This window comes from Rhizobium sp. R634 (assembly GCF_002211305.1).
In the GTDB taxonomy this organism is placed as follows: Bacteria; Pseudomonadota; Alphaproteobacteria; order Rhizobiales; family Rhizobiaceae; genus Rhizobium.
In genome coordinates this window covers 300002-322834 of record NZ_LOKW01000001.1, presented here as the reverse complement: position 1 = coordinate 322834, position 22833 = coordinate 300002, and the positions used below count along the sequence as shown (strand labels likewise).

The following is a 22833-nucleotide window of genomic DNA, read 5'->3' as shown; positions in this document are numbered from 1 at the left end:
AGAATTTGTCATACATGTGTGATGAATCGTAAATTTCGGAGTGCCGCCGGCATCCGGATGAAGGCCGATGCGGGGTGAAGGCGTGGCTATGCAGGGGAAGGATCGCGGCAGGGGCTCGGGGTCGCTGGTCTCACGGGTCGGCGAAAGCCTTCGGCAAGCCATTTTGAGCGGGCAATATGCGGCCGGCGACAAGCTTCCGAGTGAGCATGAACTGACCGAAACCCACAGCGTCAGCCGAACCGTGGTGCGCGAGGCGGTCGCCGCGCTGCGCTCCGACGGGCTGGTTGAGGTGCGCCAGGGTGCCGGAATTTTCGTGATCAGCCCCGACCCGGCGCTGTCGGGCCGGAAGGTCGACAAGGCGCGCGTCGCTTCCGATCTCGAAGTACTTGAAATCCGCACGCCCGTCGAAATCGAGGCAGCCGGACTTGCCGCGCTCCGCCGTTCACCGGCGCAGGAGGAGGCGATCTTCGAATGCCACCGGAAAATCCTCCATTGCATCGAGACAGACCAATCCATCCGCGAGGCGGATCTGGAACTGCATGTCGCCATCGCCGAGGCGACGAACAATCCGCTGTTCAAGCACTTCCTGGAATCCCAGGGCTCGGCGATCATCCCGCAATCGAGGCTCGTCCCGGAAACCCGAACCGCCGAGCAGACCGCCTACCGCAAGCTCATCCATCGCGAACATGAAGCGATCATCGTCGCGATCTCCGACAGGGACGATCAGGCGGCGCGCAACGCCATGCGCGAGCATCTGGTCGGCAGCCAGGCGCGATATCGCAACCTGCTGAAGGATCTGCGCAGCTTTACAAGCTAAGGACGGCGGGAAGCGCCGCAAGTTCATCCGGCCGCAGCAAGCGAATCAGCTGGCCGATTGCGTCATCACGTCTATTGTAGGGCTGCTGCGCGCCCTATCCGCATGCGGCATGGACGGGCAGTCCACCCGCCTTCGGCTGAAAGCTAGTTGAAAGCTTCGGCGTCATAGGAAAGGGCAGCATCGTGGAGGAGACACGGGTCAAAGGTGGCGAGACGACGATGCGGGTAAACCACTAGGAGGAGTTTTCCATGCGTTCTTCACGCAGCCTTTTTCACACCGCCGCTTTTTCCGCTCTCATGGCCGCAGCATCGCTGACCACCAGCGCCGCCCATGCGGCCGACAAGATCACCATCATGGTCGGCGGCTATGAGAAGCAGATCTATCTGCCGGCCAAGCTCGCCGAATCCCTCGGCTACTTCAAGGACGAGGGTCTCGATGTCGAGCTTCTGAACGAAGCCGCCGGCGTCGATGCCGAAAACCAGTTGCTGGCTGGCGCTGTCCAGGGTGTCGTCGGCTTCTACGACCACTGTGTGGATCTCCAGGCCAAGGGCAAGTTCGTCGAATCCATCGTCCAGTTCAGCCAGGCGCCGGGCGAGGTCGAGATGGTCTCGAGCAAACACCCGGAGATCAAGTCGCCGGCCGATTTCAAGGGCAAGAGCCTCGGCGTCACCGGTCTCGGCTCCTCGACGAATTTCCTGACCCTTTACATGGCCTCCAAGGCCGGCCTGAAGCCCGGCGATGTCGTCACCATTCCCGTCGGCGCCGGCGGCACCTTCATCGCCGCCATACAGCAGGATCAGATCCAGGCCGGCATGACGACGGAGCCGACGATCTCTCGCATGATCAAGACAGGCGAAGCGAGCGTTCTCGTCGACATGCGCACTGTTGAAGCGACCCGTCAGGCGCTCGGCGGCACCTATCCGGCCGCCTCGCTCTACATGGAAACCTCCTGGGTCGATGAGCACAAGGAAGAGGCGCAGAAGCTCGCCAACGCCTTCGTCAAGACGCTGAAATACATCAACACGCATTCGGCCGCCGAAATCGCCGACAAGATGCCGAAGGATTTCTACGTCGGCGACAAGGACGGCTACATCAAGGCTCTCGAAGAGGGCAAGGGCATGTTCACGGCCGATGGCGTCATGCCGGAAGACGGCCCGAAGACCGTGCTTGCCGTGCTCTCGGAGTTCTCCAAGAACGTCAAGGGCAAGCAGATCGACCTTTCCAAGACCTACACGACGGAATTCGTCAAGAACGTCCAGTAAGTCAGCCGCGCCGCTCCCGGCTCCCAAGCGGGAGCGGCCCCGTTCGATCATGGGCATTGCGTGCGCGCCCTCAAGCACGCCTCAGGTATCACCATGCAACAGGACAACAAACAGGTCCCGGCGATCGAGCTGATCAATGTCAGCCGCCGCTTCGTCTCGCCCACAGGCAAGTCGCTCACTGCGCTGCGCGATTTCAACATGACGGTTGCCCGCGGCGAGTTCGTCGCCGTCGTCGGCCCCACAGGATGCGGCAAGTCGACGACGCTCAACCTCGTGACGGGCCTTGCACGCCCCTCCGCCGGAGAAGTCCGCCTGATGGGCGGGCCGATCACCGGCATCGATCCGCGTGTCGGCTTCGCCTTCCAGACTGATGCGCTCTTTCCCTGGAAGAACGTCATCGACAACGTCATGGCCGGGCCGCTGTTTCGCGGCAAGTCGCGCGCCGAGGCGGAACAGAGCGCCCGCGACTGGCTGGCCCGCGTCGGCCTGTCGAAGTTTCTGCATCACTATCCGCATCAACTCTCCGGCGGCATGCGCAAACGCGTCTCGCTGGCGCAGACCTTCATCAACGAACCTGAGATCCTGCTGATGGACGAGCCTTTCTCGGCACTCGACGTGCAGACCCGGACCGTCATGCACGAGGAACTGCTGAAGCTCTGGGCGGAGCGCAAGGCATCGGTGGTCTTCGTCACCCACGATCTCGAAGAGGCCGTCGCGCTTGCCGACAAGGTCTATGTGCTGACCGCCGGCCCGGCCACGGTCAAGTCGGTCTATCCGATCGATCTTCCGCGCCCGCGCGTGGTGTCGGAGATCCGTTACGAGCAGAGCTTCATCGACTATTGCAAGACCATCTGGGAGGACCTGCGCGAAGAGGTCGAGACCAGCTACCGCCGCGCAAGCGAAGCGGCCTGAGGGGGAGGATATCATGGCAAACACGACTTTCGAGGCCGGTTCGGCCACCCTGTTTCGCCCGGGCACGTCGGATGCCGAGATCGAAGCCTCCGCAATGAAGGCGATACGCCGGCGCAACATGCTGGTGCGCTTCTGGCAGATCGCCATCCTGGTCTTCGTGATCGGCATGTGGGAACTCTCATCCAACATGAACTGGATCGATCCGTTCTTCTATTCGAGCCCGAGCGGCGTCCTTGAACGCCTCTACGAATGGGCAACCGAGGGCACCACCGAAGGGTCGCTCTGGTATAATCTCTGGGTGACGATGGAGGAGGCGCTGATCGGCTTCTTCGCCGGCTCGATCACCGGCGTCTTCGTAGGCATCGGCCTCGGCCGCAACCGCTTCCTGTCGGATATCTTCTCCGTCTACATCAAGGCAATCAACTCGATCCCCCGCGTGGTGCTTGCGCCGATCTTCATCATGATCATGGGCCTCGGCCTGCCGTCCAAGGTGGCGCTCGCCTTCATCATGGTGTTCTTCGTCGTCTTTGCCAACGCCTTCCAGGGCGTGCGCGAAGCCGACCGCAACATGATCGCCAATGCCCGCATCCTCGGAGCCTCGGACTGGCAGGTAACCCGCACGGTCGTCATTCCCTCGGCGATGAGCTGGATCTTCGCGAGCCTCCACGTCTCCTTCGGCTTTGCGATCATCGGCGCCATCGTCGGCGAATTCGTCGGCGCCCGCTTCGGCATCGGCCAGCTAATCTCGATCGCCAAGGGCACCTTCGACGCCGCCGGCATGTTCGCGGCAATCCTCCTCGTCATGGTCGTCACACTCGTTGCCGAATACATCATGACGCTGATCGAGAACCGCCTGGCGAAGTGGCGGCCGCAGCAGCACCTCGACGCGCAATAATCGGATCTGCTTCCTCCCAAGGCAGATCGAGGGAAGGCCGGGCGCGAAGCCCGGCCTTTTCTTTTGATCGCAAGGTCAGCGAACTTCCCTTTCGTCATGCTCGGGCTTGTCCCTCGGCACAAGGCCGAGGATGACGCCGGGTAGAGTGAGGAGTGCCATCAAGCCAGTTCCTGGGCGTCAGATCCAGCGCTTTTTATGGAGGCGCCTCGCCTAAGCAAGCGGCAGCCGCACCGTCACGATGAGCCCGCCGCCCTTTGCATCGCCGAGCGATACCGAACCTCCGGCCCCTTCGACGACCTCGCGGACGATCGCAAGACCGAGGCCGCTTCCCTCGCTTTCGGTTCCCATGATCCGGTAGAAGCGCTCGAAGACCTGTTCGCGCTCGCCTTCGGGAATGCCCGGACCGCTGTCCTCCACGGTCACGACCGCGCTTCCGTCCGCCTGCCTGACAGAGACAGTCACCCGTCCATCCGCACCGCTGTAGCGGATGGCGTTGTCGATGAGGTTGACCAGCAATTCGCGCAGCATGGTGCCGTCGCCCTCGACGGTGACGGGGCCGTCCGCTTCCAGGCCGACATCGATGTTGCGTTTCAGCGCCTCTTCGGCATGCGCTTCCAATATTTCGCGGGCGGCCTTGCTGAGATCGGTTACGTCGCTGCGCGGGCGCCGGCTCCCGGGCTCGGCCCGCGACAAGGTCAGGAGCTGACCGGCGAGGCGCGAAATCTGTCTGGTGCTGGTGCGAAGCGCGGCAAGCGCCTCGTCGCGGCGCGCCACATCGCCTTCGCGGGCCGCCACGCTCGCCTGCGTCGAAATCAGCGCCAGCGGCGTTCTGAGCTGATGCGCCGCATTCGATACGAACCGCCGCTGTGCGGCCATCTGGTTCTGCACGCGCTCCATATGGTCGTTCAGCGCGTGGACGAGCGGGCGCAACTCGCTCTGCACCATCTCCGGCGGCAACGGATCGAGACGGTTGCGGCCGCGCTCCCGCACCGCGTCCCGCAGCCTCAGAGCCGGCGCAAGGCCGCGCTGCAGCCCGAGTATGGTCACCAGGCTTGCAAGAAAGACCAGCACGAACTGCTTCGAAAAATCCGAAAGCCACAGCTGCCTTCGCATCGCATACTGGCTGTTATGCGTCACCGCGACGGTCACGGAGATCGTGCCGTCATCGGGAAGCCCGACGACGGGATGGTCGAGCATCAGGACGCGCACGTCGGCACCGTGGAAGGCGCGATCCTCGCCGACGCGCTGGGCCGTCGGCAGCGGCAGGTCGGGAAAGCCGCTGACCAGATTGCCCCACGCGGTGATCACCTGGTAAAAGACGCGGTCGCCGAACCCCGTATCGAACATCTCGAGCGCTGCGGGCGGCACATCGACCTGGACATTGCCTCCCTCGTCGACGCGCACCGCCTCGGCAATGACGCGGGCCGAAGCCAGGAGCGTGCGGTCCGTCACCAGTTTCGCCGTCGCGTCGGCCGACCAGAAGCTGTCGTAGAGATTGAAGGCGATCGCGCCGAACAGCGTCAGCAGCACCAGGGAAAGCAACTGCACCCTGAGGCTCTGGCTGAGCCGGCCGATGGCGGCGACGCTCTTGCTGAAGGCGCTACTGAACATGTCTGAGGAGATAGCCGAGGCCGCGCAACGTCGCGATCTGCACGGAGCTGGCCTCGAGCTTCTTTCGAAGCCGGTGGACATAGATTTCGATGGCGCTCGGATCCGCCTCGTCGTCGAAACCGAAAACGCTTTCGGAAAGGGCGGCCTTCGAGACCGTGTTGCCCACCTTCATGACCAGCTGCTCGAGAACGGCATATTCGCGCGGCGTCAATTGCAGCGGCTCGCCCTCGATGAAGAACTGCCGCGTGCCGCCGGAAAAACGCAGGTTGCCGACGGTGATCTCCGACGATGCCCGGTCCTGCCCGCGGCGCACCACCGCGCGGATCCTGGCTTCAAGTTCGGCGATTTCAAAGGGCTTGGCGAGATAATCGTCGGCGCCGCTGTCGAGCCCCGCCACGCGGCCGTCCAGGCTCGCATTGGCGGTCAGGATGATGATCGGGAGCTTGTTGCCCGATTGTCTCAGCCGCTTCAGGAGCGTCAATCCGTCAAGCTTCGGCAGCGAAAGATCGAGGATCATCGCCGAATATTCCGCCACCTTGAGCAGATGTTCCGCGTCTTCGCCGTCATGGGCAACGTCGATCGTATATTGCGCCTGCCGCAGGGCCTTGCCCAGCCAGGCCGCCAGATCCTTGTTGTCCTCCACCACAAGCAGTCGCATCCGATCCCCTTAGCACGTGCGGAGGGGCTCGCGGAAGCGGGCGCATGGGTGGCCGACAACATTCGCTATCGCCCGCCGCTCGCGGTAACGGACCGCTCTCCACCATGAATGGCGCGAAGTGTCCGCTATTTGTCCGGCGCATGCATTTTCCTCTGTCCAGGGATCGCCGAATATGGTGTTCATGATCAACATCCACGGAGCAAGAAATGTCCGGCCATGATACCGTCCTTCTCGTCATCGACGCTCAGGAGTCCTTCCGTCAGCGCGATTATTGGGATGAAAGCCTCGCATCCGCCTATATCGATCGTCAGCAGGCGCTGATCGACGGCGCGGCGGCGCGCGGGATACCCGTCATTCAAATCTTCCATGTCGATGGAAGCGGGCCGTTTTCGGAAAGCTCGGGCTTCGTCAGGACGCTCGCCCCGCTCAGGATTGCCCCCGGCGCGACTTTCAGGAAGAGCCGTCACAGCGCTCTCGTCGACTCCGGACTCTACGTCTGGCTGACCGAGAATGGCGTGCGTCGCATCATCGTCTCAGGCATCCGCACCGAACAATGCTGCGAGACCACGACCCGCCACGCATCGGATCTCGGCTACCAGGTCGATTATGTCGGCGAAGCGACGCTGACCTTTCCGATGACCGACGCGGCGGGACGCACATGGAGCGCCGGTGAAATCCGCGGCCGCACGGAACTGGTCCTGTCGGGCCGTTTCGCCAGGATCGCCACCGTCGAACAGGCGCTGGCGGGGCGTGCTGAGCAGCTCGCCGCATGACGGACGTCGCGCAGCCCTTCGATATCTCCGTCTTCGTCGTCGTGCCGCCGCGCGTGCTGCTGCTCGACGTCGCCGGCCCGATCGAAGTGCTGCGCAAGGCGAATCTCGAACAGCGGGCGGTGCGCTTCAGCGTCGCCTATATCGGCCCGTCGGCAACGGTCGGCAGCTCGATCGGCCTTGCCGTCACCGGCGTCGCCGCCCTGCCGGAGCACCTGCCCGATCAGGCGCTCGTCGTCATCGCCGGAAGCGCCGACGCGCCGATGGAGAACAACCGTCCCTGGGACGAGCAGGAGCGCGCCGCGCAGGCCGCCATCGTCGCGTGGCTGAAGCGCGCCATCCGTCCGGGGATTCGATTGGTCTCGATCTGCTCCGGCGCCCTGCTCGCCGCCGAGGCCGGGATGCTCGACGGCCGCGAATGCACCACGCATCACGGCTGCATGGAGGATCTCGCGAGGCTCGCGCCCACCGCCCGCATCCGGGACAACCGGCTCTATGTCGAGGACGGCGAGCGTCTGACGAGCGCCGGCATCACCGCCGGCATAGACCTCATGCTGCATATCGTCGCCGAAGCGGCGGGGCATGCCTGCGCGCTAGCGGTGGCGCGATATCTCGTCGTCTATCTCAGGCGCGGCGGCTCGGACCCGCAGCTTTCGCCCTGGCTCGAAGGCCGTAACCATATCCACCCTGTCATTCATCGTGCACAGGACGCGGTGGCCGCCGACCCCACTCGTGACTGGTCGGTCGCCTCGCTGGCGCGCCTCAGCGGCGCCAGCCCGCGGAACCTCTCGCGGCTGTTCAACGAGCAGACCGGCATGAGCGTCACGGATTTCGTCAACCGCATGCGCGTGGCTCTCGCCCGCGAGATGCTCGCTGGCTCGCGGCTGGATATGGAAGCCGTGGCAATGCGCGCCGGCTTTGGCTCTGCCCGGCAGTTGCGCCGCGCGTGGAACCGGCTGCATGAGAGCCCGCCGAGCGCGGCGCGGCCGAGGCCGGCATTGGGTTCATAGAGGAAGAGAAAGAGCGGCGTGACCGGCCTGATCTTCGGCAGCGACGGCCGCAGCGCCGAGCGCCTCCGTCCCCCAGATTTCAATCTGCGTCAGCGCCGGAAAAGGCGAGCTGTCCTCGGCCTTGATAAGCCCGTGCAGTTCCACCCATTCGACGGTGCAAGGCTCTATCTGAAAACGCTGCGCGGCACCGGATTTCACCAGCGGAAATGCGGCGGTTTCACCGTTCGAAAAGGTGACGCTTGCCTGCTCCCACCAGGAATCATGCGGGAAATCAGCCCTGATGTAGAAGACGATCTCGTCGATCCGAACGGGCCGGCCGAATTCCACCGTCAGCGCGGCCTTGGGATCGCGATTGATGCCCCAGCTCGTATAGGGCCAGAATCCGTGGTTGTCGTTGGCTTTTTCGCCGTCGATGGCGTTGCGCGCGGCAAAGACCGCTTCGCCGCGGGTTTCCACATTGGCGCGGGCATGCGGAAAGAGCGCCCGGTTGGCGTGATCGTCCCAGGGGTTCAAAGCGAGATTGCGCCGTTGGGCGCGTTCGTCGGGCCGCGCGCTGCGCACCGAAAGTCGGTGGATATCGCCCTTGAAGGCGTTCGGCGAATAGGACTTGCGCTTGTCGCCGAAGGGCACGGCGAGCGAATAGGCGCTTTCCCTGATATAGACCAAAGCGGGAGGGATTGCGCTATCGAGCGCGAGGAAGACATGGCCGGGCTCGGAAGCCTCGACGACGACGCAGTCGCCGTCGCGATAGTTCTGGCGATAGACGAGAAAAGTCTCGTCCCGCCCGGTGGCGCTTGCCAGCACGAACCCATCGGCATCCACGATCTTCAGCGTCAATTCCATGTTCGGCCTCCTCGGAGCATGATGCCGAAAACTGTAAGCGGTTTTCGGACAACATCATGCTCTAACTTTTCAATTTATCTGCAATCTCAGGCACTTGCCGGCGAACGGCAGGCGCAGCCGATAGAGCTTCTCCGGCCAGGCCGATCTCAGCCTGGCGTCATTCACCTCGATCTCGTCGACTTCGATTTCGCCAGCGCCGTCGACAAAGATGCTGCCGAGATCGGCGAGATCGATCCTGTTCTCGGTGATAACAGGCGTGACGCACGCCATCAGCGACAGGACCGCCGGCTGGTCGCCGTCATGGGCATCGACGATCTCGACATGGCGCCCACGCAGCAGGGAGACCGTGCGCCGATAGCTGCGCAGTTGCGCTTCCTCAGGATAGGCGCCTGAAATTTCGAGCGATATGCGCGCGCGCGCCTCGCCGAATTCGACCTCGACGTCGCTAGCGCCGAAGGCGTCGCCGGCGGATTGCATGACGCCGGAGAAAGTCGGCAGGTTGTGATAGGCCGACTGCATCGTCCAGATCTCGTAGCGCCGCGGCGAAAAGGTCTTGGCGGTATAGGTCTCGACGCCGACATCGATCAGGAAAGGACGTCCGTTCTTGTAGAGCGTCACGCTGCCGACATCGTTGTGATTGTGGCCTTCGCCATTGTTGCCGCCCTTGACCGCGAGCGAAAACTGCCCGTCGCGGGCGACGAACAGGCCGATGCCGGGATAGAAGATATCCCGCCCGGACACCGGATTCGGCTCGGTCTTTGGAATTGCCGGCCCGGTCAGCAGTTCCTGCACGCGATACCAGAGGTTCCATTCCGCCGGCAGGTGCGGGCTCTCGGCTGCCGCCCGGTCGGCTGCCGCGAAGGCGGCCAGCATCTCGGAACCAACAGCCTTGCCGAACAGATATTCGCGCGCGCTGCAGGGTTCGACCACCGCGGAGGAATCCGCGAAGTTGATATAATGGCGGCCGGCCACATGCATGTGGGCGATATATTCGGCCATGTTGCGGATCTTCGGCTGCCGCCAGATCCTGTCGAACAGGCTGGGCGCAACGCTGTCGAGCACGGTCAGCGCGCCGTGCAGGCAGAGTGCGGCATGGCGGTAATAGACCACGCCTTCCTCGCAGGCGCCGTCCTCGGCGTAGTCCTTCAGAAAGGCATCGAGGCTGCCGAGCGCCTTTTCGGTGACGGCGCGGCGCGCCGGCTGATCGGTCTTCAGCGAAAAGGCGGTCAGCAGAACGTTCTGGGTGATCCAGGCGGTCCAGTTGTTCATCCGCTCCGCGCCGTTGCCCATCCACCAGAAATGCCGGCCGAGATAGGGCGTCAGGATGCGGGCCTCGATCTCGCGCTTCACACGCGCCGCGATCTCCGGGCTGATGCTGTCGAGCGCATCGCCGAGCAAGGCGACGATCGTTGCCAGAAGGGCTGCCGTTTCGGCGGCGAAGAGATCGACGACCGGCTGCGAACTGTCGGGAAGCGGCAGACGCGGGCCGCCGCGCCCATAGGCATTATGCGCCGGAAGCTGCCAGCCGCTCTCCTCGGCGATCAGGAAGATGCCGTCGACGATGCCGGGGAGGAACCGCCCGCTCCCTTCGACGAGTTCGCCCAGCACCAGATCGTTGAGCATCCGCCGCCGCGTGAAATAAAGCGCCTCGAAACGCGAGCGATTGCCGGTCGTCGTATATTCCCGGTAATCCGAAGCCGTGATCAGAGGCCATGTTCGCGCAAGCGTGGCCTCGGCGTCGTGCACGACCACGTCCCGCACCGCCTGCGGTAACGCGTTCCATCTCTCGCGGTCGGAGTAGACGGCTTCCGGGGTGAAATCGCCGAGGACGTGCGGCAACGCGCCTGAAATCTCGCTGAACATGTCCCTCCCCACACCGGAAAAAGCATCGATGGGCCTCTGCCTCCATTTCCACCTATCATATGTTTTCGGCGCTCGCCATAAAATTTGTATGATCTATTCAGAACTTGTTTGACCAATACCGGAGATGTGCTATGTCCTTGGCAGGAGGAAGAACAGGCGGCACCCGTCCGCCCGAACGGCTCTGCATTTAGGTTAGAAAAGCCCGGAAGCCGCCAGCGGAATGCCCGACCAGGAGGAAGCATCGGTGTCCATATCGAATTCGGTCATCGCCAGGGATAGCGCCCCGGCAGCTCCGCGCCGGAAGGTCACGGCGCTCTCCAAGCGCCAGCGCAAGATTCGCAGCGCGCTCGTCGCCTATTCCTTCATCGCGCCGAATTTCATCGGTTTCGCCGTCTTCACGCTCGGTCCGATCCTCTTCGCCTTCGCGCTCGCCTTCATGCACTGGGACGGCTCGAATGCGATCACATTCGCGGGGCTCGACAATTTCTGGCGGCTGTTCGACGACAAGGCCTTCGTCGCGGCCTTTTGGAACACGATCATCTATACGGTCGCCTCGGTGCCGGCGACGCTGCTCTGCGCACTCGGCCTCGCCGTCCTCCTCAACCAGAAGATCGCGGGGCGTAATTTCTTCCGCACGGCGATGTTCTTTCCCTATGTCGCCTCGCTGGTCGCCGTCGCCGTCGTCTGGAACATGATCTTCAATCCCGAGATGGGACCGGTGAACATGATCCTCTACACGCTCGGCCTTGACCCGAAGAACATGCCTGGATGGGCGGCCGACCGCCACTGGGCGATGGTGACGGTGATCCTTTTCGGCATCTGGAAGAACATGGGCTATTACATGGTCATCTATCTGGCCGGCCTGCAGGGGATCAATGCCGAGCTCTATGAAGCTGCCGATCTCGACGGCGCCAATTCCTGGCAGAAATTCATCCACGTCACCGTGCCGCAGCTCGGGCCGACGACCTTCTTCGTCACCGTCATGCTGACGATCCAGTCCTTCAAGGTCTTCGATCAGATCTTCATGATCACCCAGGGCGGCCCCGGCACATCGACGCTCGTCCTCGTCTACCACATCTACAACGAGGCCTTCATTTCCTGGGATCTCGGCTATTCCAGCATGATTTCGCTTGTACTGTTCTTCCTGGTGCTCGCGGTCACGGTCTTCCAGTTCCACCGCCAGAGGGAGGACGAAGCATGAGGATCGCCGGACGCAAGATCACCGTCAAAACCGTCCTCCTCTATGCGATCGTCATCACGGTGACTGTGGTGATGCTGATGCCCTTCGCCTGGATGCTCTCGGCGTCGCTGAAGCTCAGCCGTGACGTCTTCGCCTTCCCGATCGAGTGGATACCGTCGCAGCCGCAATGGCATAACTACGTCGATATCTGGACCAAGATCCCGCTTGCGCTCTTCATCTACAACACCTCGAAGCTGACGATCATCGTCACGCTGCTGCAGCTTCTGACGTCGAGCTTTGCCGCCTACGCCTTCGCCAAGCTGAACTTCCCCTACAAGAACACGCTGTTCCTCGGCTATATCGCCACCATCGCCATGCCCTGGCAGGTTTATATGGTGCCGCAATTCCTACTGATGCGCGAGTTCGGCCTCAACAACACGCATCTTGCGCTGATCTGCCTGCAGGCCTTCACCGCCTTCGGCGTTTTCCTGATGCGGCAATTCTACATGTCGATCCCGACCGAGCTTTGCGAGGCGGCGCGCATCGACGGCATGAACGAATATCAGATCTGGGCGCGCATCATGCTGCCGCTCTCCAAGCCCGCCCTCTCGACGCTGACGATCTTCACCTTCGTCAGCACCTGGAACGATTTCCTCGGGCCGATGATCTATCTCACCAAGACCGAGCTGAAGACCGTCCAGATCGGCCTGCGCATGTTCATCTCGCAATATTCGGCCGAGTACGGGCTGATCATGGCGGCCTCCGTCGTCGCCCTCGTGCCCGTTCTCGTCGTCTTCCTCGCTCTGCAGCGCTTCTTTGTCGAAGGCATCGCCTCGACGGGACTGAAGGGTTAAAGCCATGAATGCCGTTTCAACAGTCGCCCCGCAGCCGATCACCGACAAGGAAGTGAACGCCGCGCTCGATCTCGCCGTCGCGCAGGTCAGGCGCAACCTTCCCACATTCACCTATGCCGCGCAGAACCATTCGAGCGTCAACAACTTCTATCCCGCCGTTGCCAACGACCAATGGACGGCGGGCTTCTGGCCCGGCGAACTATGGCTCGCCTTCGAGCATAGCGGCGATCCGGTGTTCCGGCATGCCGCGCAGATCCAAGTCCAGTCCTTCCTGCATCGGATCGTCAACCGCATCGAGACCGATCACCACGACATGGGCTTTCTCTATTCGCCCTCCTGCATCGCCGCCTGGAAACTCGTTGGGGACGAGGACGGCCGCAAGGCGGCGATCCTGGCCGCTGACCAGTTGATCGAGCGCTTCCAGCCGATCGGCCAGTTCATCCAGGCCTGGGGCCACAAGGGCAAGGCGGAGGAATACCGCTACATCATCGATTGCCTGCTGAACCTGCCGCTTCTCTATTGGGCCAGCAGCGAGACGGGCGATCCGAAATACCGTGAGATCGCGCTCACCCATGCCCGCACCACGCTCGCCAATTCGGTGCGGCCTGACGATTCCACCTATCACACCTTCTACATGGACCCGGTCACCGGCGCGCCGGTGCGCGGCGCCACCAAACAGGGCTACAAGGATGATAGCGCTTGGGCGCGCGGCCAGGCCTGGGGCATCGCCGGCATGGCGATCTCCTACCGCTACGAGCGGATCGAGGAATATCGCCAGACCTTCGACCGGCTGCTCGCCTTCTATCTCAATCGGCTGCCGGCCGACATGGTGCCCTATTGGGATCTCGTCTTTTCCGATGGCGACGGCGAGCCGCGCGACAGTTCTTCGGCCTCGATCACCGCCTGCGGCCTGCTTGAAATGGCCGACCTCGTCGAGGCGCAAGCCGCCGAGCACTACCGCATGCTGGCGCGGCGCATGATGAAGAGCCTCGCCGACCACTATGCGGTCAAGGACCCCACCGTTTCCAACGGCCTGGTGCTGCACGCCACCTATTCGAAAAAGTCGCCCTTCAACACCTGCCGCGGCGAGGGCGTCGATGAGTGCGTCTCCTGGGGAGATTATTATTACATGGAAGCTTTGACGCGTCTTTCGCGCCGCTGGTCTTCCTATTGGTGACGTCAGGAGAACCCAATGGCCAGCATTTCGCTTAAAGAGCTGAACAAATCCTACGGCGCGCTCACCGTCGTCCACGATATCGATCTGGAAATTGCCGATAAGGAATTCATCATCCTGGTCGGGCCCTCCGGTTGCGGCAAATCGACGACGCTCAGGATGATCGCCGGCCTCGAGGAGATCTCCGGCGGAGAACTCAAGATCGGCGGCGACGTCATGAACGACGTCCCCTCCAAGGATCGGGATATCGCCATGGTCTTCCAGAACTATGCGCTCTACCCGCATATGACCGTCTACAAGAACATGGCCTTCGGCCTGCAGCTGCGCAAAGTCTCGCGTGATTTCATCGACAAGCAGGTGCAGGACGCCGCCAAGATCCTCGACATTACCCATCTCCTGAACCGCAAGCCGAAAGCGCTTTCGGGCGGCCAACGCCAGCGCGTCGCGCTCGGTCGCGCCATGGTGCGCAACCCTGCCGTCTTCCTGCTCGACGAGCCGCTGTCCAATCTCGACGCCAAACTGCGCGGCACGATGCGCTCGGAAATCACCAAGTTGCACAAGCGCCTCAACGCCACCTTCATCTACGTCACCCACGACCAGGTGGAAGCCATGACGATGGCCGACCGGATCGTCGTCATGAAGGACGGCCACATCCAGCAGGTCGACACACCGCAGAACCTCTACGACCGCCCCGTCAACATGTTCGTCGCCGGCTTCATCGGTGCGCCGCAGATGAACATGCTGCCGTCGACCATTCAGCGCCGGGGCGACGGTTACGTCGCCATTTTCGACGGCCGGGAGCTGCCGCTGCCCGCCCATTTCGACAGGAGCAGGATCGCGCCCTATGAGGGCCGCGAGCTGGTGCTCGGCATCCGCCCGGAGAACTTCCACGAACTGCCGCCGGCCGACATCCCGCCCGAAAATCTGGCGCCGGTTAAGGCAGTGGTCGAGCTTGCCGAACCCATGGGCTCGGAGGTGCATCTGAACATGGTCGCCGGCGGCCGCAATCTCATCGCCCGTGTGTCGCCGCGCTTCCGGCCCGATATCGGCGAGGAGGCAAGCCTCGTCGCCGATATGAGCAATGCGCAGCTGTTCGACAAGGAAACGGAACGCTCGATTCTTTACTGAGGCGCCTGCGGGAGACGGCCATGCAGTGGTTGCGGGATATGTGGACGAAGGAGGGGCCGGGCATTCCGAAGGATGCGCCTGCGAAGACCGGCCTTGCCCTGTTCGCAGACATCCTCGCCCGCGAGTGGTGGGAGATGGTCAAGCTCAACATCCTGTTCATCCTGGCCTCGCTCTTCGTGGTGACGCTGCCGGCAGCACTCGCCGCCATGGCCCGCGTCTCGGTGGCCTTCGTCGAAGATCGCAACACCTATCTGCTCAGGGACTTCTTGGAAGCATTCCGGCAATATTTCTGGCGCGCCACCGCCTGGGGCCTGGCCTCGGCAGGCGTGCTTGCGATCGGCGTCCATGCGACTGCCACCTATGCAGCCGGCGCGCGTGGCAATCTGATGCTCGCCGCACCGCTGGCGATCGCGCTTGTTGCCACCGCCTTCGTCGCCGTGCTCGCCTGCCATCTCATCGTGTTGATGGTAATGCGCGACCTGCCGGCGCTGCGGCTCCTTCGCCTCGCAGCGCTCGCCTCTGTCGCCCGCCCGCTTCCGGCACTTGCAGCGCTTGGCTTCAACGCAGCGCTGTGGCTGGCGCATATCCTCTTCTATCCGATCTCCGTGTTCATGCCGGCGACCTTCAATTTCTCGCTCGGAATGTTCGCCGTCGCATTCGCCGTCCATCATGCGGCGGAGATTGTTCTGGACTTACCGACGCACTGCAAATCGCATGCAAGAGACGCTTCATAAATAACTGATCCAGGGAAGGAGAACAGGAATGTATTTGGATAAATTCGGGAGGACGGTGAAACTTGCCGTGGCAGGTTTCACTCTGGCCGCGACGACGGCAGGCGCAGCGCTTGCTGAGGACGCCGTGACGCTGAAATGGGCTTTGTGGGACTGGGACAAAACAGCCTATTACAAGCCGCTGATCGAGGCCTATCAGGCCAAGCATCCGAACGTGAAGTTCGAGCCGATGGATCTCGGCTCGCAGGATTATCAGCAGATGATCTCGACGCAGCTGACCGGCGGCTCGAAGGACATCGACATCGTCACCATCAAGGACGTGCCGGGCTATACCAATCTGGTGCGCGCCGGCAACATCGCCGATCTCAGTGGCTTCGTGAAGGACCAGAAGATCGATCCGGCGCCCTATGGCGGCCTGATCGAGGAGCTGACCATCGACGGCAAGATCTATTCGCTGCCGTTCCGCTCCGACTTCTGGATCGTCTATTACAACAAGGACATCTTCGACAAGGCAGGCGTCCCCTACCCCACCAACGACATGACCTGGGCGCAGTTCGACGCAACCGCCGAGAAGCTCGCAGGCGGCATGGGCACCAACAAGACCTATGGCGCGCTGCTGCACACCTGGCGTTCGACCGTCCAGCTGCCCGGCATCCTCGACGGAAAACACACACTGGTCGGTGGCGACTACGCCTTCCTGAAGCCCTGGTACGAGCGCGCGCTCACCCTGCAGAAGGATGGCGCCATCCCCTCCTATGCCTTCCTGAAGACCTCGAACACGCATTACTCGGCGCTCTTCTTCAACGGCACGATCGGCATGCTGCCGATGGGCACATGGTTCGTCGGCACCCAGATCGCCAAGGTCAAATCGGGTGAATCGAAGAGCAAGAACTGGGGCATCGTGAAGTTCCCGCATCCCGATGGCGTGCCGGCCGGCACCACGGCCGCGCAGATCTCGGGCCTGGCGGTCAATGCCAATTCCACGCACAAGGAGGCCGCGCTCGATTTCATCAAGTTCGTCACCGGCCCCGAGGGCGCGGCCGTCGTCGCTTCGACAGGCACTTTCCCGGCGCTGAAGACCGCCGACGTCAGCGCCAAGATCGCATCGACGCCCGGCTTCCCGCAGGATGAGGCCAGCAAGGAAGCGCTGATCCCGGCCAAAGCCTACCTGGAAATGGCCGTCAACCCGAACGCCGCCAAGATCGAGGTCGTGCTCAACCGCGCCCATGACGCGATCATGACCGACAACACCTCCGTCGACGACGGGCTGAAGGAAATGACCGAAGGCGTGAAGGCCATCAAGTAGGTCTCGCAAAACACCGGCGGCCGCTGACCAGCACTGGCCCGCGGCCGATCCTGTTTCAGAAAAATCAGAGCCAAAAATGATCTACGATCCCAGCCGGGCCAATCCGCTTTCCGGCAATCCCCTGAAGACGCGCGACGATTTGGCAAAGGCCGTCATCGACCTTTTCGAGCCGCTCCTGCCCTATTTCTCCGAAGGCGGCGCCCGCGTTCGTCTCGGCGCTACCGGCGCGATCTTCGACCGGGCGGCGGCGGATCTGGAAGGTTTTGCGCGGCCGCTCTGGGGCATCGTTCCCCTTGCCGCCGGCGGCCGCCACTTCCCGCATTGGGATCTCTACCGGCGCGGGCTCGCGAATGGCACCAACCCCGCCCATCCCGAATATTGGGGCGATCTCGCCGACCGCAACCAGCGGCTCGTCGAACTCGCCGCCGTCGGCTTCGCGCTGGCGCTCGTGCCCGAGCATATCTGGGAGCCGTTGAGCGACAGCGATAAGCAGACGGTCGCCGCCTATCTCAGCGCGGCGCGGGACCTGGAATTCATCGACAACAACTGGAAATTCTTCCGCGTCCTCATCGATCTCGGGCTGGAACGCGTCGGTGTTCCGTTCGACCACGGCAAAACTGTCGCCTATCTCGAGGAAGCGGAGGCCTTCGATCTCGGCGAAGGCTGGTATCGCGATGGGCCGGTCAGGCGGGTCGATCACTACATCCCCTTCGCCATGCATTTCTACGGCCTGATCTATGCCGTGCTGGCGCGCGGCGACGAAGCGCGCAAGGAGCGTTTCCGCGCTCGCGCCGAAATCTTCGCCCGGGATATCCGCCACTGGTTCGGCCCCGATGGCGCCGCCCTGGCCTTCGGCCGCAGCCAGACCTACCGCTTTGCCGCCGGCGGCTTCTGGGGCGCGCTTGCCTTTGCCGGCCTCGAAGCGCTGCCCTGGGCCGAGATCAAGGGCTATTACATGCGCCATATCCGCTGGTGGTCGGCGCTGCCGATCGCCGACCGTGACGGCGTTCTCTCCGTTGGCTACGGCTATCCGAACCTCCTGATGAGCGAGAGCTACAACTCCCCCGGCTCGCCTTATTGGGCGCTCAAATTCTTCCTGCCGCTCGCCCTTCCCGAAAGCCATCCGTTCTGGAGCGCCGAAGAAGCGCCGCAACCGCAATTCCCGCAGCCGGTTCCACTGAAGCCGGCCGGGATGGTGGCCATGCATACGCCGGGAAATGTCGTCGTGCTCTCCTCCGGCCAGCAGCACGACAAGATGCGCGGCGCCAACGAGAAATATTCGAAATTCGTCTATTCCACCCGCTACGCCTTCAACATCGAGGCCGACGACCGCAATTTTGCGGCCGCAAGCTTCGACGGCATGCTCGGCCTCTCCGACGACGGCGTGCATTTCCGCATGCGGGAAACGATGGAAGAGGCGCTGATATCGGCCGACCGGCTCTATTCGCGCTGGCGCCCCTGGAACGACGTCATCATCGAGACCTGGCTCATTCCCGCAAACCCCTGGCACATCCGTATCCACCGCATCGCCACGCCCCGGGCGCTGAGCACCATCGAAGGCGGCTTCGCGATCGAGCGCGCCGATTTCAACGCCGATCGCTCCGAACAGGGTGAAGGCCGGGCCGTCTGGTACGGCCAGACGGATGTCAGCGCCATCGTCGACCTATCGCCGAAGCCCAGGGCCGGCCACGCAATGAGCCCGATCCCGAACACCAACCTGATCCACGCCAAGACCCTACTGCCACAGCTGCGCGGCGAAATCGGCCCCGGCACCACCGTGCTCGTGACCGCGGCAATGGCGCTGCCCAGCGGCGAGGATTGCGCAGAGGCGCTACGCGATCTGCCGGTATGTCCCGATCTTGAAGAGGTGGAGCGAGATATCCGCGAAAAAGGCATGCGCGTGCCGGCATTCGCGCTGCAGCTCTAGCTTCGGCCCAGCGTTCTATGATGCAGCTGGCGTTGCGAGTTGGTTAGGGTTGACCAACTCAGTGCCTGAGGCCTATCATCAGTCTCGCGCTTCACCCAAAGCACTGTCAGCTCGAAGATAGACAAAACCACGGAGAAGCCGCAATGGCGGTCACAGTCAAAGTCGCCGAAGCGAAGACTCATCTGTCCGAACTTTTAGCCAAGGTCGAAGCCGGCGAAGAAGTCATTATCTCCCGCGGCAACAAGCCCGTTGCCCGGCTTTCGCGTATTCGCCGCGAAAACGATATTGACGCTTTGATCTCCGAGATCAAAGCGCAGCGCGCCGGCCGTCAGTTTACGACGCAGGAAGAAATTCGCGAGTGGCGGGATGAAGGCCGCCGCTACTGATGGCCTTTGTCCTTGATGCTTCGATCGCTGCAGCCTGGTTTCTTCCCGACGAGCAGCACGATGCGGCCGACCGGCTGATGTCAGATCTCAGCACGACGGTCGGGTTGGTGCCGACGTTGTTCTGGTTCGAAACCCGCAATCTGTTTCTGATGGCCGAACGGCGGGGACGGCTTCGATCCGGCGAAGCTCTCCTGCTGATGACGCAGCTGCGCAGGCTCTCGCTGGAAGATGCAGGATCGGGAGGCGACAGCTCGATCCTTGCTTTGGCGAGCCGCTACGGGCTGACGGGATATGACGCGAGTTACGTCGCCTTGGCAAAAACACAGAACCTGCCTCTGGCGACGGCCGATCGAAAGATGGCGGACGCCGCACGCAGCGAAGGTATCACAATCCTCGGACCACTCGAGCGGCGTGAGAGCTAGCTACGATCAGTCAGCTCCAAATGATACGCCGTAGCGATCCGTTGCGCCAACTCCGCCATTTGATCGTCGGGTATCTGGAGAACGCCATGCTCCGCCATCAACGCGTGGTATTGCTGCTCTTCAAGGGGCACGCCGAAAGGCAAGGGAACGACGTGAAAATGCAAGTGGCTGTTGGCTTGCTGACTGCCAAGCGAAAGCACATAAATTCGCTCGGCGTTGAACACGCTTTTGAGGGCACGAGACAAAATGTACACCTTCTCCTGTAGCCGAAGATATTCATCTGTCGACATGTCCTGCGCCAAATCCTCCCGATGCTCCCTCGGGCAGACGAGGCAATAACCCGGAAGGGTCGGATATTTGCTGAGGAAGATGATGGTTTCCTCGTCCTCGAAAATACGATGATGAAAGAAAGCGGGGTCGTTCCCGACCAGGCCGCAGATAAAGCACGGCCTTGTTGCAATATCCTGTACATAGGCTTCGAGATCGAAGGGTTGGCGGTCGATCATTTTGAACCTCTGCAATCTCACGTGCAGTCAATGAGATTACCGATCACAGCCGAAAAGTGAAAGCCGCGCCGGAAAGAGCTGCCTTGCCCGACCTACCGGGCACCAGCAACGCGCAGTTCATCCGATATCTCCGCGCCGATCGGAAGGCGCAGCGTGAAGGTCGTGCCGTTGCCGCGGCTGCTTGCCACCGCGATCGTGCCGCCGTGCAGTTCGATGATCTGTTTGACGAGGTTGAGGCCGATGCCGGTGCCGGCGATGCCGGTGGAGCTTCTGGCGCGGAAATAGCGCTGGAACATCTTCGGCAGGTCGTCGGCATCGATGCCGATGCCTTCGTCGCGCACCCCGATGCAGACGCTTTCGCCTTCCTGCCAGCCTGTCACATGGACGTTCGGAGCATCGGGCGCGTATTTCACGGCGTTCGAGAAGAGGTTGCTGAAGACCTGGTCCAGCGCGGGCTGATCGCCGAAGACGATCGGGGGAAGGCGATCGAGGTCGAGCAGGAAACGATGCGAGCGCCGGATGCCCTCCTGGCGGGCGCTGCAGGTTTCGATGATCTCGGCAATCGAGCAGGGCTTATGCACGATGGTGATGCGGCCATGATCCAGCCGCCCGGCGGCGAGAATGCTTTCCATCAGTTCGAGCATCCGCGACACCGAGCTTCGGATCTGCTCCGCCTTTTCCGCAAGGAACTCGGGCGTCGCCGCCTCCTTGCGCCGGATCAGCCGCTGCGCAGCGCCGTCGATGACCGCAAGCGGCGTGCGGAATTCATGCGATGCCATCGACACGAACTGGCGCTGCAACTCGTTGATCTGCTTTTCCTGTTCGAGCATCCGTTCGAGTTCCTCGGTCTGCCGCGCCAGTTCGACGGTGCGCGATCGCACCATCTCTTCGAGCGTGTCCCGGTGCTGCAGCAATGCCTTTTCGGCAAGCTTGGCTTCGGTGACGTCGACGACGGCCGCCAGCGATGCGGCGCTGCCCTTGTAGTTCAGGCAGGTGGAATAGACGGTGACGTCGATCGCCGTGCCGTCTTTCCTGAGATGCCGGGAGCAGCGGGTCGAGGCGACGGCCGGATCCTCCGTGTCGAAGACGGCAGTCTCCGGCCGCCTTGCATCTTCCGGCGCCTGGATGTCGAGCAGCGTCATCGTCAGGAACTGGTCCAGGCGATAACCGTAATGGTCTATGGCGGCCTGGTTCACGTGCAGGAATTTCAGGGTGTCCCGATCATACACCCACATCGGCATCGGGTTGCCTTCGAAAAGCAGCCTGAACGAGGCCTCCTGCATCTTGAGATCGGTGATATCGACGCGGATGCCGACGCTCCCGCCGTCGGAAACGCGGCGCTCCTCGATCCTTATCCATCGGTTTCCGGGCAGGCGCTGCTCATGCTTGCTGCTGGGCTCGGTATGATAGGCCAGCCGCTCCGTGAGCCACTCTTCCTCGCGTCCGATTGCTTCCGGATATTGGCCGCATTCGATGCCGGCGCGCAGGCGGTCTTCGAAACGCATTCCCTTGAGAAGCTTGTCGCCGCTTTCCTCGTAGAGCTGTTCATATCTGCGGTTCCACAACACGAAGCGGTCTTCGGCGTCGAATAGGACGAGCCCTTCCGGCACAACTTCGAAAGCCGCGAGAAGCCGGGCATGCGCCGCCCGCGCTTCCTGCTCGGCGCGCTCCGCCTGGGCGTGCGCCTGCGCAAGGGCTTTTTCGGCGCGCCAAGCCTGGGTGATATCCTCGTGGGTCGATACCCAGCCGCCATCGCGCGTGCGCTGATGATAGCCGCGGATAATCTGGCCGGACTTGAGCTCCTTGATCCAGTCCTGCGGGGTATCGCCCATATTGGTCGCCTCGGCCCAAGCGAGATATTCCGAGGTCGATGCAAAGGGAACGGCGCCGACTTCATGCCGGAGGTTCAAGATGTCTTCGAGCGACTGTCCCGGATGGATGACGGATGGATCCAGGCCGTAGACTTCCGCGTAGCGGCTGTTCGAAAGCAGCAGCCGGCCGCCTTCATCGAACAGGCATACGCCCTGCCCCATGCTGGCAAGGGCCGTATCGAGCTGCTCGTTGCGCTCCTGCAGCCGCGCCTGAGCCGTGCCGAGCTCGATATGTCTCTTGATGCGGGCGACGAGTTCGGGGGTGGAGACGAGATTGGAAACGCAATCCACCGCGCCGACAGCAAGTGCTGCAATCGCAGTCTCCTCATCCTGCGGCGAGACGAGGATGATCACCGGGATATCGCGCGTGGCGGCGTTCTCCTTGAGACGCCGGCAGTCGTCCAGACCGCCTCCCTCCGGTGATGTTGCGTCCAGCAGGATAAGCTCAGGCAGGGGCCGCTTGCCGGCGCGCTCATGAAGCTCGTTGCGATCGAGAAGGCTGATCACGATGCCGTGTTGATTCAGGCTATCGCCGAGACCATGCCGGCTCGACAATGCGCCGCCCGTTGCAAAGATTGTGTGCAGCTCGCCGGACAAGACAATCCTCCGTTTGCCCATAGAAACGCGACTATAGGTCGTGCCGGTTAATAAGCGCCTTACCGTTGGTCGTTGTCGCCCAGTGTGGATGGTGCTCCTGGCCGGCAAGC

Annotated in this window: 21 protein-coding genes; 15 read left to right on the top strand and 6 right to left on the bottom strand. The window is 62.5% G+C overall.

Features of this window, described 5'->3' with window-relative positions; all coding sequences use genetic code 11:
• The first annotated feature begins 88 nt into the window (after positions 1–88).
• The 4 genes from ATY77_RS01470 to ATY77_RS01455 all read left to right on the top strand — a co-directional run bounded on the left by ATY77_RS01470 (position 89) and on the right by ATY77_RS01455 (position 3886).
• Complete coding sequence (locus tag ATY77_RS01470; protein ID WP_088675663.1) at positions 89–817, top strand: FadR/GntR family transcriptional regulator; 729 nt, start codon at positions 89–91, stop codon at positions 815–817.
• 248 nt (positions 818–1065) lie between these two features.
• On the top strand, positions 1066–2079 hold the full coding sequence (locus tag ATY77_RS01465; RefSeq protein WP_088685763.1) for an ABC transporter substrate-binding protein: 1014 nt from the start codon (positions 1066–1068) through the stop codon (positions 2077–2079).
• 93 nt (positions 2080–2172) lie between these two features.
• Positions 2173–2991, top strand: coding sequence for an ABC transporter ATP-binding protein (locus tag ATY77_RS01460; protein ID WP_088686230.1), 819 nt, complete (start codon positions 2173–2175; stop codon positions 2989–2991).
• Between the two features lie 13 nt (positions 2992–3004).
• The gene (locus ATY77_RS01455; protein WP_088685762.1) at positions 3005–3886 is read left to right on the top strand and encodes an ABC transporter permease; all 882 of its coding nucleotides are present in this window, start codon (positions 3005–3007) and stop codon (positions 3884–3886) included.
• Between the two features lie 210 nt (positions 3887–4096).
• Here ATY77_RS01455 and ATY77_RS01450 read toward each other — a convergent pair whose 3' ends face one another.
• Together ATY77_RS01450 and ATY77_RS01445 are read right to left on the bottom strand one after the other, a co-directional pair.
• Positions 4097–5497, bottom strand: coding sequence for a sensor histidine kinase (locus ATY77_RS01450; protein ID WP_088685761.1), 1401 nt, complete (start codon positions 5495–5497; stop codon positions 4097–4099).
• Positions 5487–6155 carry a response regulator gene (locus ATY77_RS01445; protein WP_088685760.1) on the bottom strand — a complete coding sequence of 223 codons (669 nt, stop codon included), beginning with the start codon at positions 6153–6155 and terminating at the stop codon, positions 5487–5489. Before ATY77_RS01445 ends, ATY77_RS01450 begins: the two co-directional genes overlap by 11 nt.
• Positions 6156–6361: 206 nt before the next feature.
• Here ATY77_RS01445 and ATY77_RS01440 point away from each other — a divergent pair, with 206 nt between their 5' ends.
• Complete coding sequence (locus ATY77_RS01440) at positions 6362–6928, top strand: isochorismatase family protein (protein ID WP_088685759.1); 567 nt, start codon at positions 6362–6364, stop codon at positions 6926–6928.
• Positions 6925–7935, top strand: coding sequence for a helix-turn-helix domain-containing protein (locus ATY77_RS01435; RefSeq protein ID WP_088685758.1), 1011 nt, complete (start codon positions 6925–6927; stop codon positions 7933–7935). The genes ATY77_RS01440 and ATY77_RS01435 overlap by 4 nt, the downstream gene beginning before the upstream one ends.
• Here the strand turns inward: ATY77_RS01435 and ATY77_RS01430 are convergent.
• Entirely contained in the window at positions 7930–8778 is an 849-nt protein-coding gene (locus ATY77_RS01430; protein WP_088685757.1) for a carbohydrate-binding protein, read from the bottom strand. The genes ATY77_RS01435 and ATY77_RS01430 overlap by 6 nt on opposite strands.
• Before the next feature lie 69 nt (positions 8779–8847).
• Positions 8848–10641 (bottom strand): heparinase II/III family protein, encoded by a 1794-nt coding sequence (locus tag ATY77_RS01425; protein ID WP_088685756.1) that lies wholly within the window; start codon positions 10639–10641, stop codon positions 8848–8850.
• Positions 10642–10861: 220 nt separating this feature from the next.
• Here ATY77_RS01425 and ATY77_RS01420 point away from each other — a divergent pair, with 220 nt between their 5' ends.
• From ATY77_RS01420 to ATY77_RS01380, 9 genes are all read left to right on the top strand, one after another.
• Positions 10862–11842 (top strand): sugar ABC transporter permease, encoded by a 981-nt coding sequence (locus tag ATY77_RS01420; RefSeq protein ID WP_245314268.1) that lies wholly within the window; start codon positions 10862–10864, stop codon positions 11840–11842.
• Entirely contained in the window at positions 11839–12675 is an 837-nt protein-coding gene (locus ATY77_RS01415) for a carbohydrate ABC transporter permease (RefSeq protein ID WP_088685755.1), read from the top strand. Before ATY77_RS01420 ends, ATY77_RS01415 begins: the two co-directional genes overlap by 4 nt.
• 4 nt (positions 12676–12679) lie before the next feature.
• The gene (locus ATY77_RS01410) at positions 12680–13852 is read left to right on the top strand and encodes a glycoside hydrolase family 88 protein (RefSeq protein WP_088685754.1); all 1173 of its coding nucleotides are present in this window, start codon (positions 12680–12682) and stop codon (positions 13850–13852) included.
• A 15-nt stretch (positions 13853–13867) separates the two neighbouring features.
• A complete protein-coding gene (gene ugpC / locus ATY77_RS01405) occupies positions 13868–14977 on the top strand; it encodes a sn-glycerol-3-phosphate ABC transporter ATP-binding protein UgpC (RefSeq protein ID WP_088685753.1) in 1110 nt (369 codons plus the stop codon).
• 20 nt (positions 14978–14997) lie between these two features.
• Complete coding sequence (locus ATY77_RS01400; protein WP_088685752.1) at positions 14998–15711, top strand: YesL family protein; 714 nt, start codon at positions 14998–15000, stop codon at positions 15709–15711.
• 28 nt (positions 15712–15739) lie between these two features.
• Positions 15740–17014 (top strand): sugar ABC transporter substrate-binding protein, encoded by a 1275-nt coding sequence (locus ATY77_RS01395; RefSeq protein ID WP_088685751.1) that lies wholly within the window; start codon positions 15740–15742, stop codon positions 17012–17014.
• Between the two features lie 76 nt (positions 17015–17090).
• Positions 17091–18941 carry a DUF2264 domain-containing protein gene (locus tag ATY77_RS01390; protein ID WP_088685750.1) on the top strand — a complete coding sequence of 617 codons (1851 nt, stop codon included), beginning with the start codon at positions 17091–17093 and terminating at the stop codon, positions 18939–18941.
• Between the two features lie 143 nt (positions 18942–19084).
• Positions 19085–19327 (top strand): type II toxin-antitoxin system prevent-host-death family antitoxin, encoded by a 243-nt coding sequence (locus ATY77_RS01385; protein WP_088685749.1) that lies wholly within the window; start codon positions 19085–19087, stop codon positions 19325–19327.
• Positions 19327–19749: a type II toxin-antitoxin system VapC family toxin gene (locus tag ATY77_RS01380; RefSeq protein ID WP_088685748.1), complete on the top strand. Its 423-nt coding sequence runs from the start codon at positions 19327–19329 to the stop codon at positions 19747–19749. Before ATY77_RS01385 ends, ATY77_RS01380 begins: the two co-directional genes overlap by 1 nt.
• Here the strand turns inward: ATY77_RS01380 and ATY77_RS01375 are convergent.
• Positions 19746–20255, bottom strand: a complete 510-nt coding sequence (locus tag ATY77_RS01375) for an HIT family protein (RefSeq protein ID WP_088685747.1) — start codon at positions 20253–20255, stop codon at positions 19746–19748. The two genes, ATY77_RS01380 and ATY77_RS01375, sit on opposite strands and share 4 nt — an antisense overlap.
• A gap of 92 nt (positions 20256–20347) precedes the next feature.
• The gene (locus ATY77_RS01370) at positions 20348–22744 is read right to left on the bottom strand and encodes a PAS-domain containing protein (RefSeq protein ID WP_088685746.1); all 2397 of its coding nucleotides are present in this window, start codon (positions 22742–22744) and stop codon (positions 20348–20350) included.
• Positions 22745–22833 lie beyond the last annotated feature (89 nt).

What these genes read in the sequence shown, in the direction of transcription:
- ATY77_RS01470 (WP_088675663.1), top strand. Translation starts at nt 89, where the DNA reads ATGCAGGGGAAGGATCGCGGCAGGGGCTCGGGGTCGCTGGTCTCACGG.
- ATY77_RS01465 (WP_088685763.1), top strand. Translation starts at nt 1,066, where the DNA reads ATGCGTTCTTCACGCAGCCTTTTTCACACCGCCGCTTTTTCCGCTCTC.
- ATY77_RS01460 (WP_088686230.1), top strand. Translation starts at nt 2,173, where the DNA reads ATGCAACAGGACAACAAACAGGTCCCGGCGATCGAGCTGATCAATGTC.
- ATY77_RS01455 (WP_088685762.1), top strand. Translation starts at nt 3,005, where the DNA reads ATGGCAAACACGACTTTCGAGGCCGGTTCGGCCACCCTGTTTCGCCCG.
- ATY77_RS01450 (WP_088685761.1), bottom strand. Translation starts at nt 5,497, where the DNA reads ATGTTCAGTAGCGCCTTCAGCAAGAGCGTCGCCGCCATCGGCCGGCTC.
- ATY77_RS01445 (WP_088685760.1), bottom strand. Translation starts at nt 6,155, where the DNA reads ATGCGACTGCTTGTGGTGGAGGACAACAAGGATCTGGCGGCCTGGCTG.
- ATY77_RS01440 (WP_088685759.1), top strand. Translation starts at nt 6,362, where the DNA reads ATGTCCGGCCATGATACCGTCCTTCTCGTCATCGACGCTCAGGAGTCC.
- ATY77_RS01435 (WP_088685758.1), top strand. Translation starts at nt 6,925, where the DNA reads ATGACGGACGTCGCGCAGCCCTTCGATATCTCCGTCTTCGTCGTCGTG.
- ATY77_RS01430 (WP_088685757.1), bottom strand. Translation starts at nt 8,778, where the DNA reads ATGGAATTGACGCTGAAGATCGTGGATGCCGATGGGTTCGTGCTGGCA.
- ATY77_RS01425 (WP_088685756.1), bottom strand. Translation starts at nt 10,641, where the DNA reads ATGTTCAGCGAGATTTCAGGCGCGTTGCCGCACGTCCTCGGCGATTTC.
- ATY77_RS01420 (WP_245314268.1), top strand. Translation starts at nt 10,862, where the DNA reads ATGCCCGACCAGGAGGAAGCATCGGTGTCCATATCGAATTCGGTCATC.
- ATY77_RS01415 (WP_088685755.1), top strand. Translation starts at nt 11,839, where the DNA reads ATGAGGATCGCCGGACGCAAGATCACCGTCAAAACCGTCCTCCTCTAT.
- ATY77_RS01410 (WP_088685754.1), top strand. Translation starts at nt 12,680, where the DNA reads ATGAATGCCGTTTCAACAGTCGCCCCGCAGCCGATCACCGACAAGGAA.
- ugpC (WP_088685753.1), top strand. Translation starts at nt 13,868, where the DNA reads ATGGCCAGCATTTCGCTTAAAGAGCTGAACAAATCCTACGGCGCGCTC.
- ATY77_RS01400 (WP_088685752.1), top strand. Translation starts at nt 14,998, where the DNA reads ATGCAGTGGTTGCGGGATATGTGGACGAAGGAGGGGCCGGGCATTCCG.
- ATY77_RS01395 (WP_088685751.1), top strand. Translation starts at nt 15,740, where the DNA reads ATGTATTTGGATAAATTCGGGAGGACGGTGAAACTTGCCGTGGCAGGT.
- ATY77_RS01390 (WP_088685750.1), top strand. Translation starts at nt 17,091, where the DNA reads ATGATCTACGATCCCAGCCGGGCCAATCCGCTTTCCGGCAATCCCCTG.
- ATY77_RS01385 (WP_088685749.1), top strand. Translation starts at nt 19,085, where the DNA reads ATGGCGGTCACAGTCAAAGTCGCCGAAGCGAAGACTCATCTGTCCGAA.
- ATY77_RS01380 (WP_088685748.1), top strand. Translation starts at nt 19,327, where the DNA reads ATGGCCTTTGTCCTTGATGCTTCGATCGCTGCAGCCTGGTTTCTTCCC.
- ATY77_RS01375 (WP_088685747.1), bottom strand. Translation starts at nt 20,255, where the DNA reads ATGATCGACCGCCAACCCTTCGATCTCGAAGCCTATGTACAGGATATT.
- ATY77_RS01370 (WP_088685746.1), bottom strand. Translation starts at nt 22,744, where the DNA reads ATGGGCAAACGGAGGATTGTCTTGTCCGGCGAGCTGCACACAATCTTT.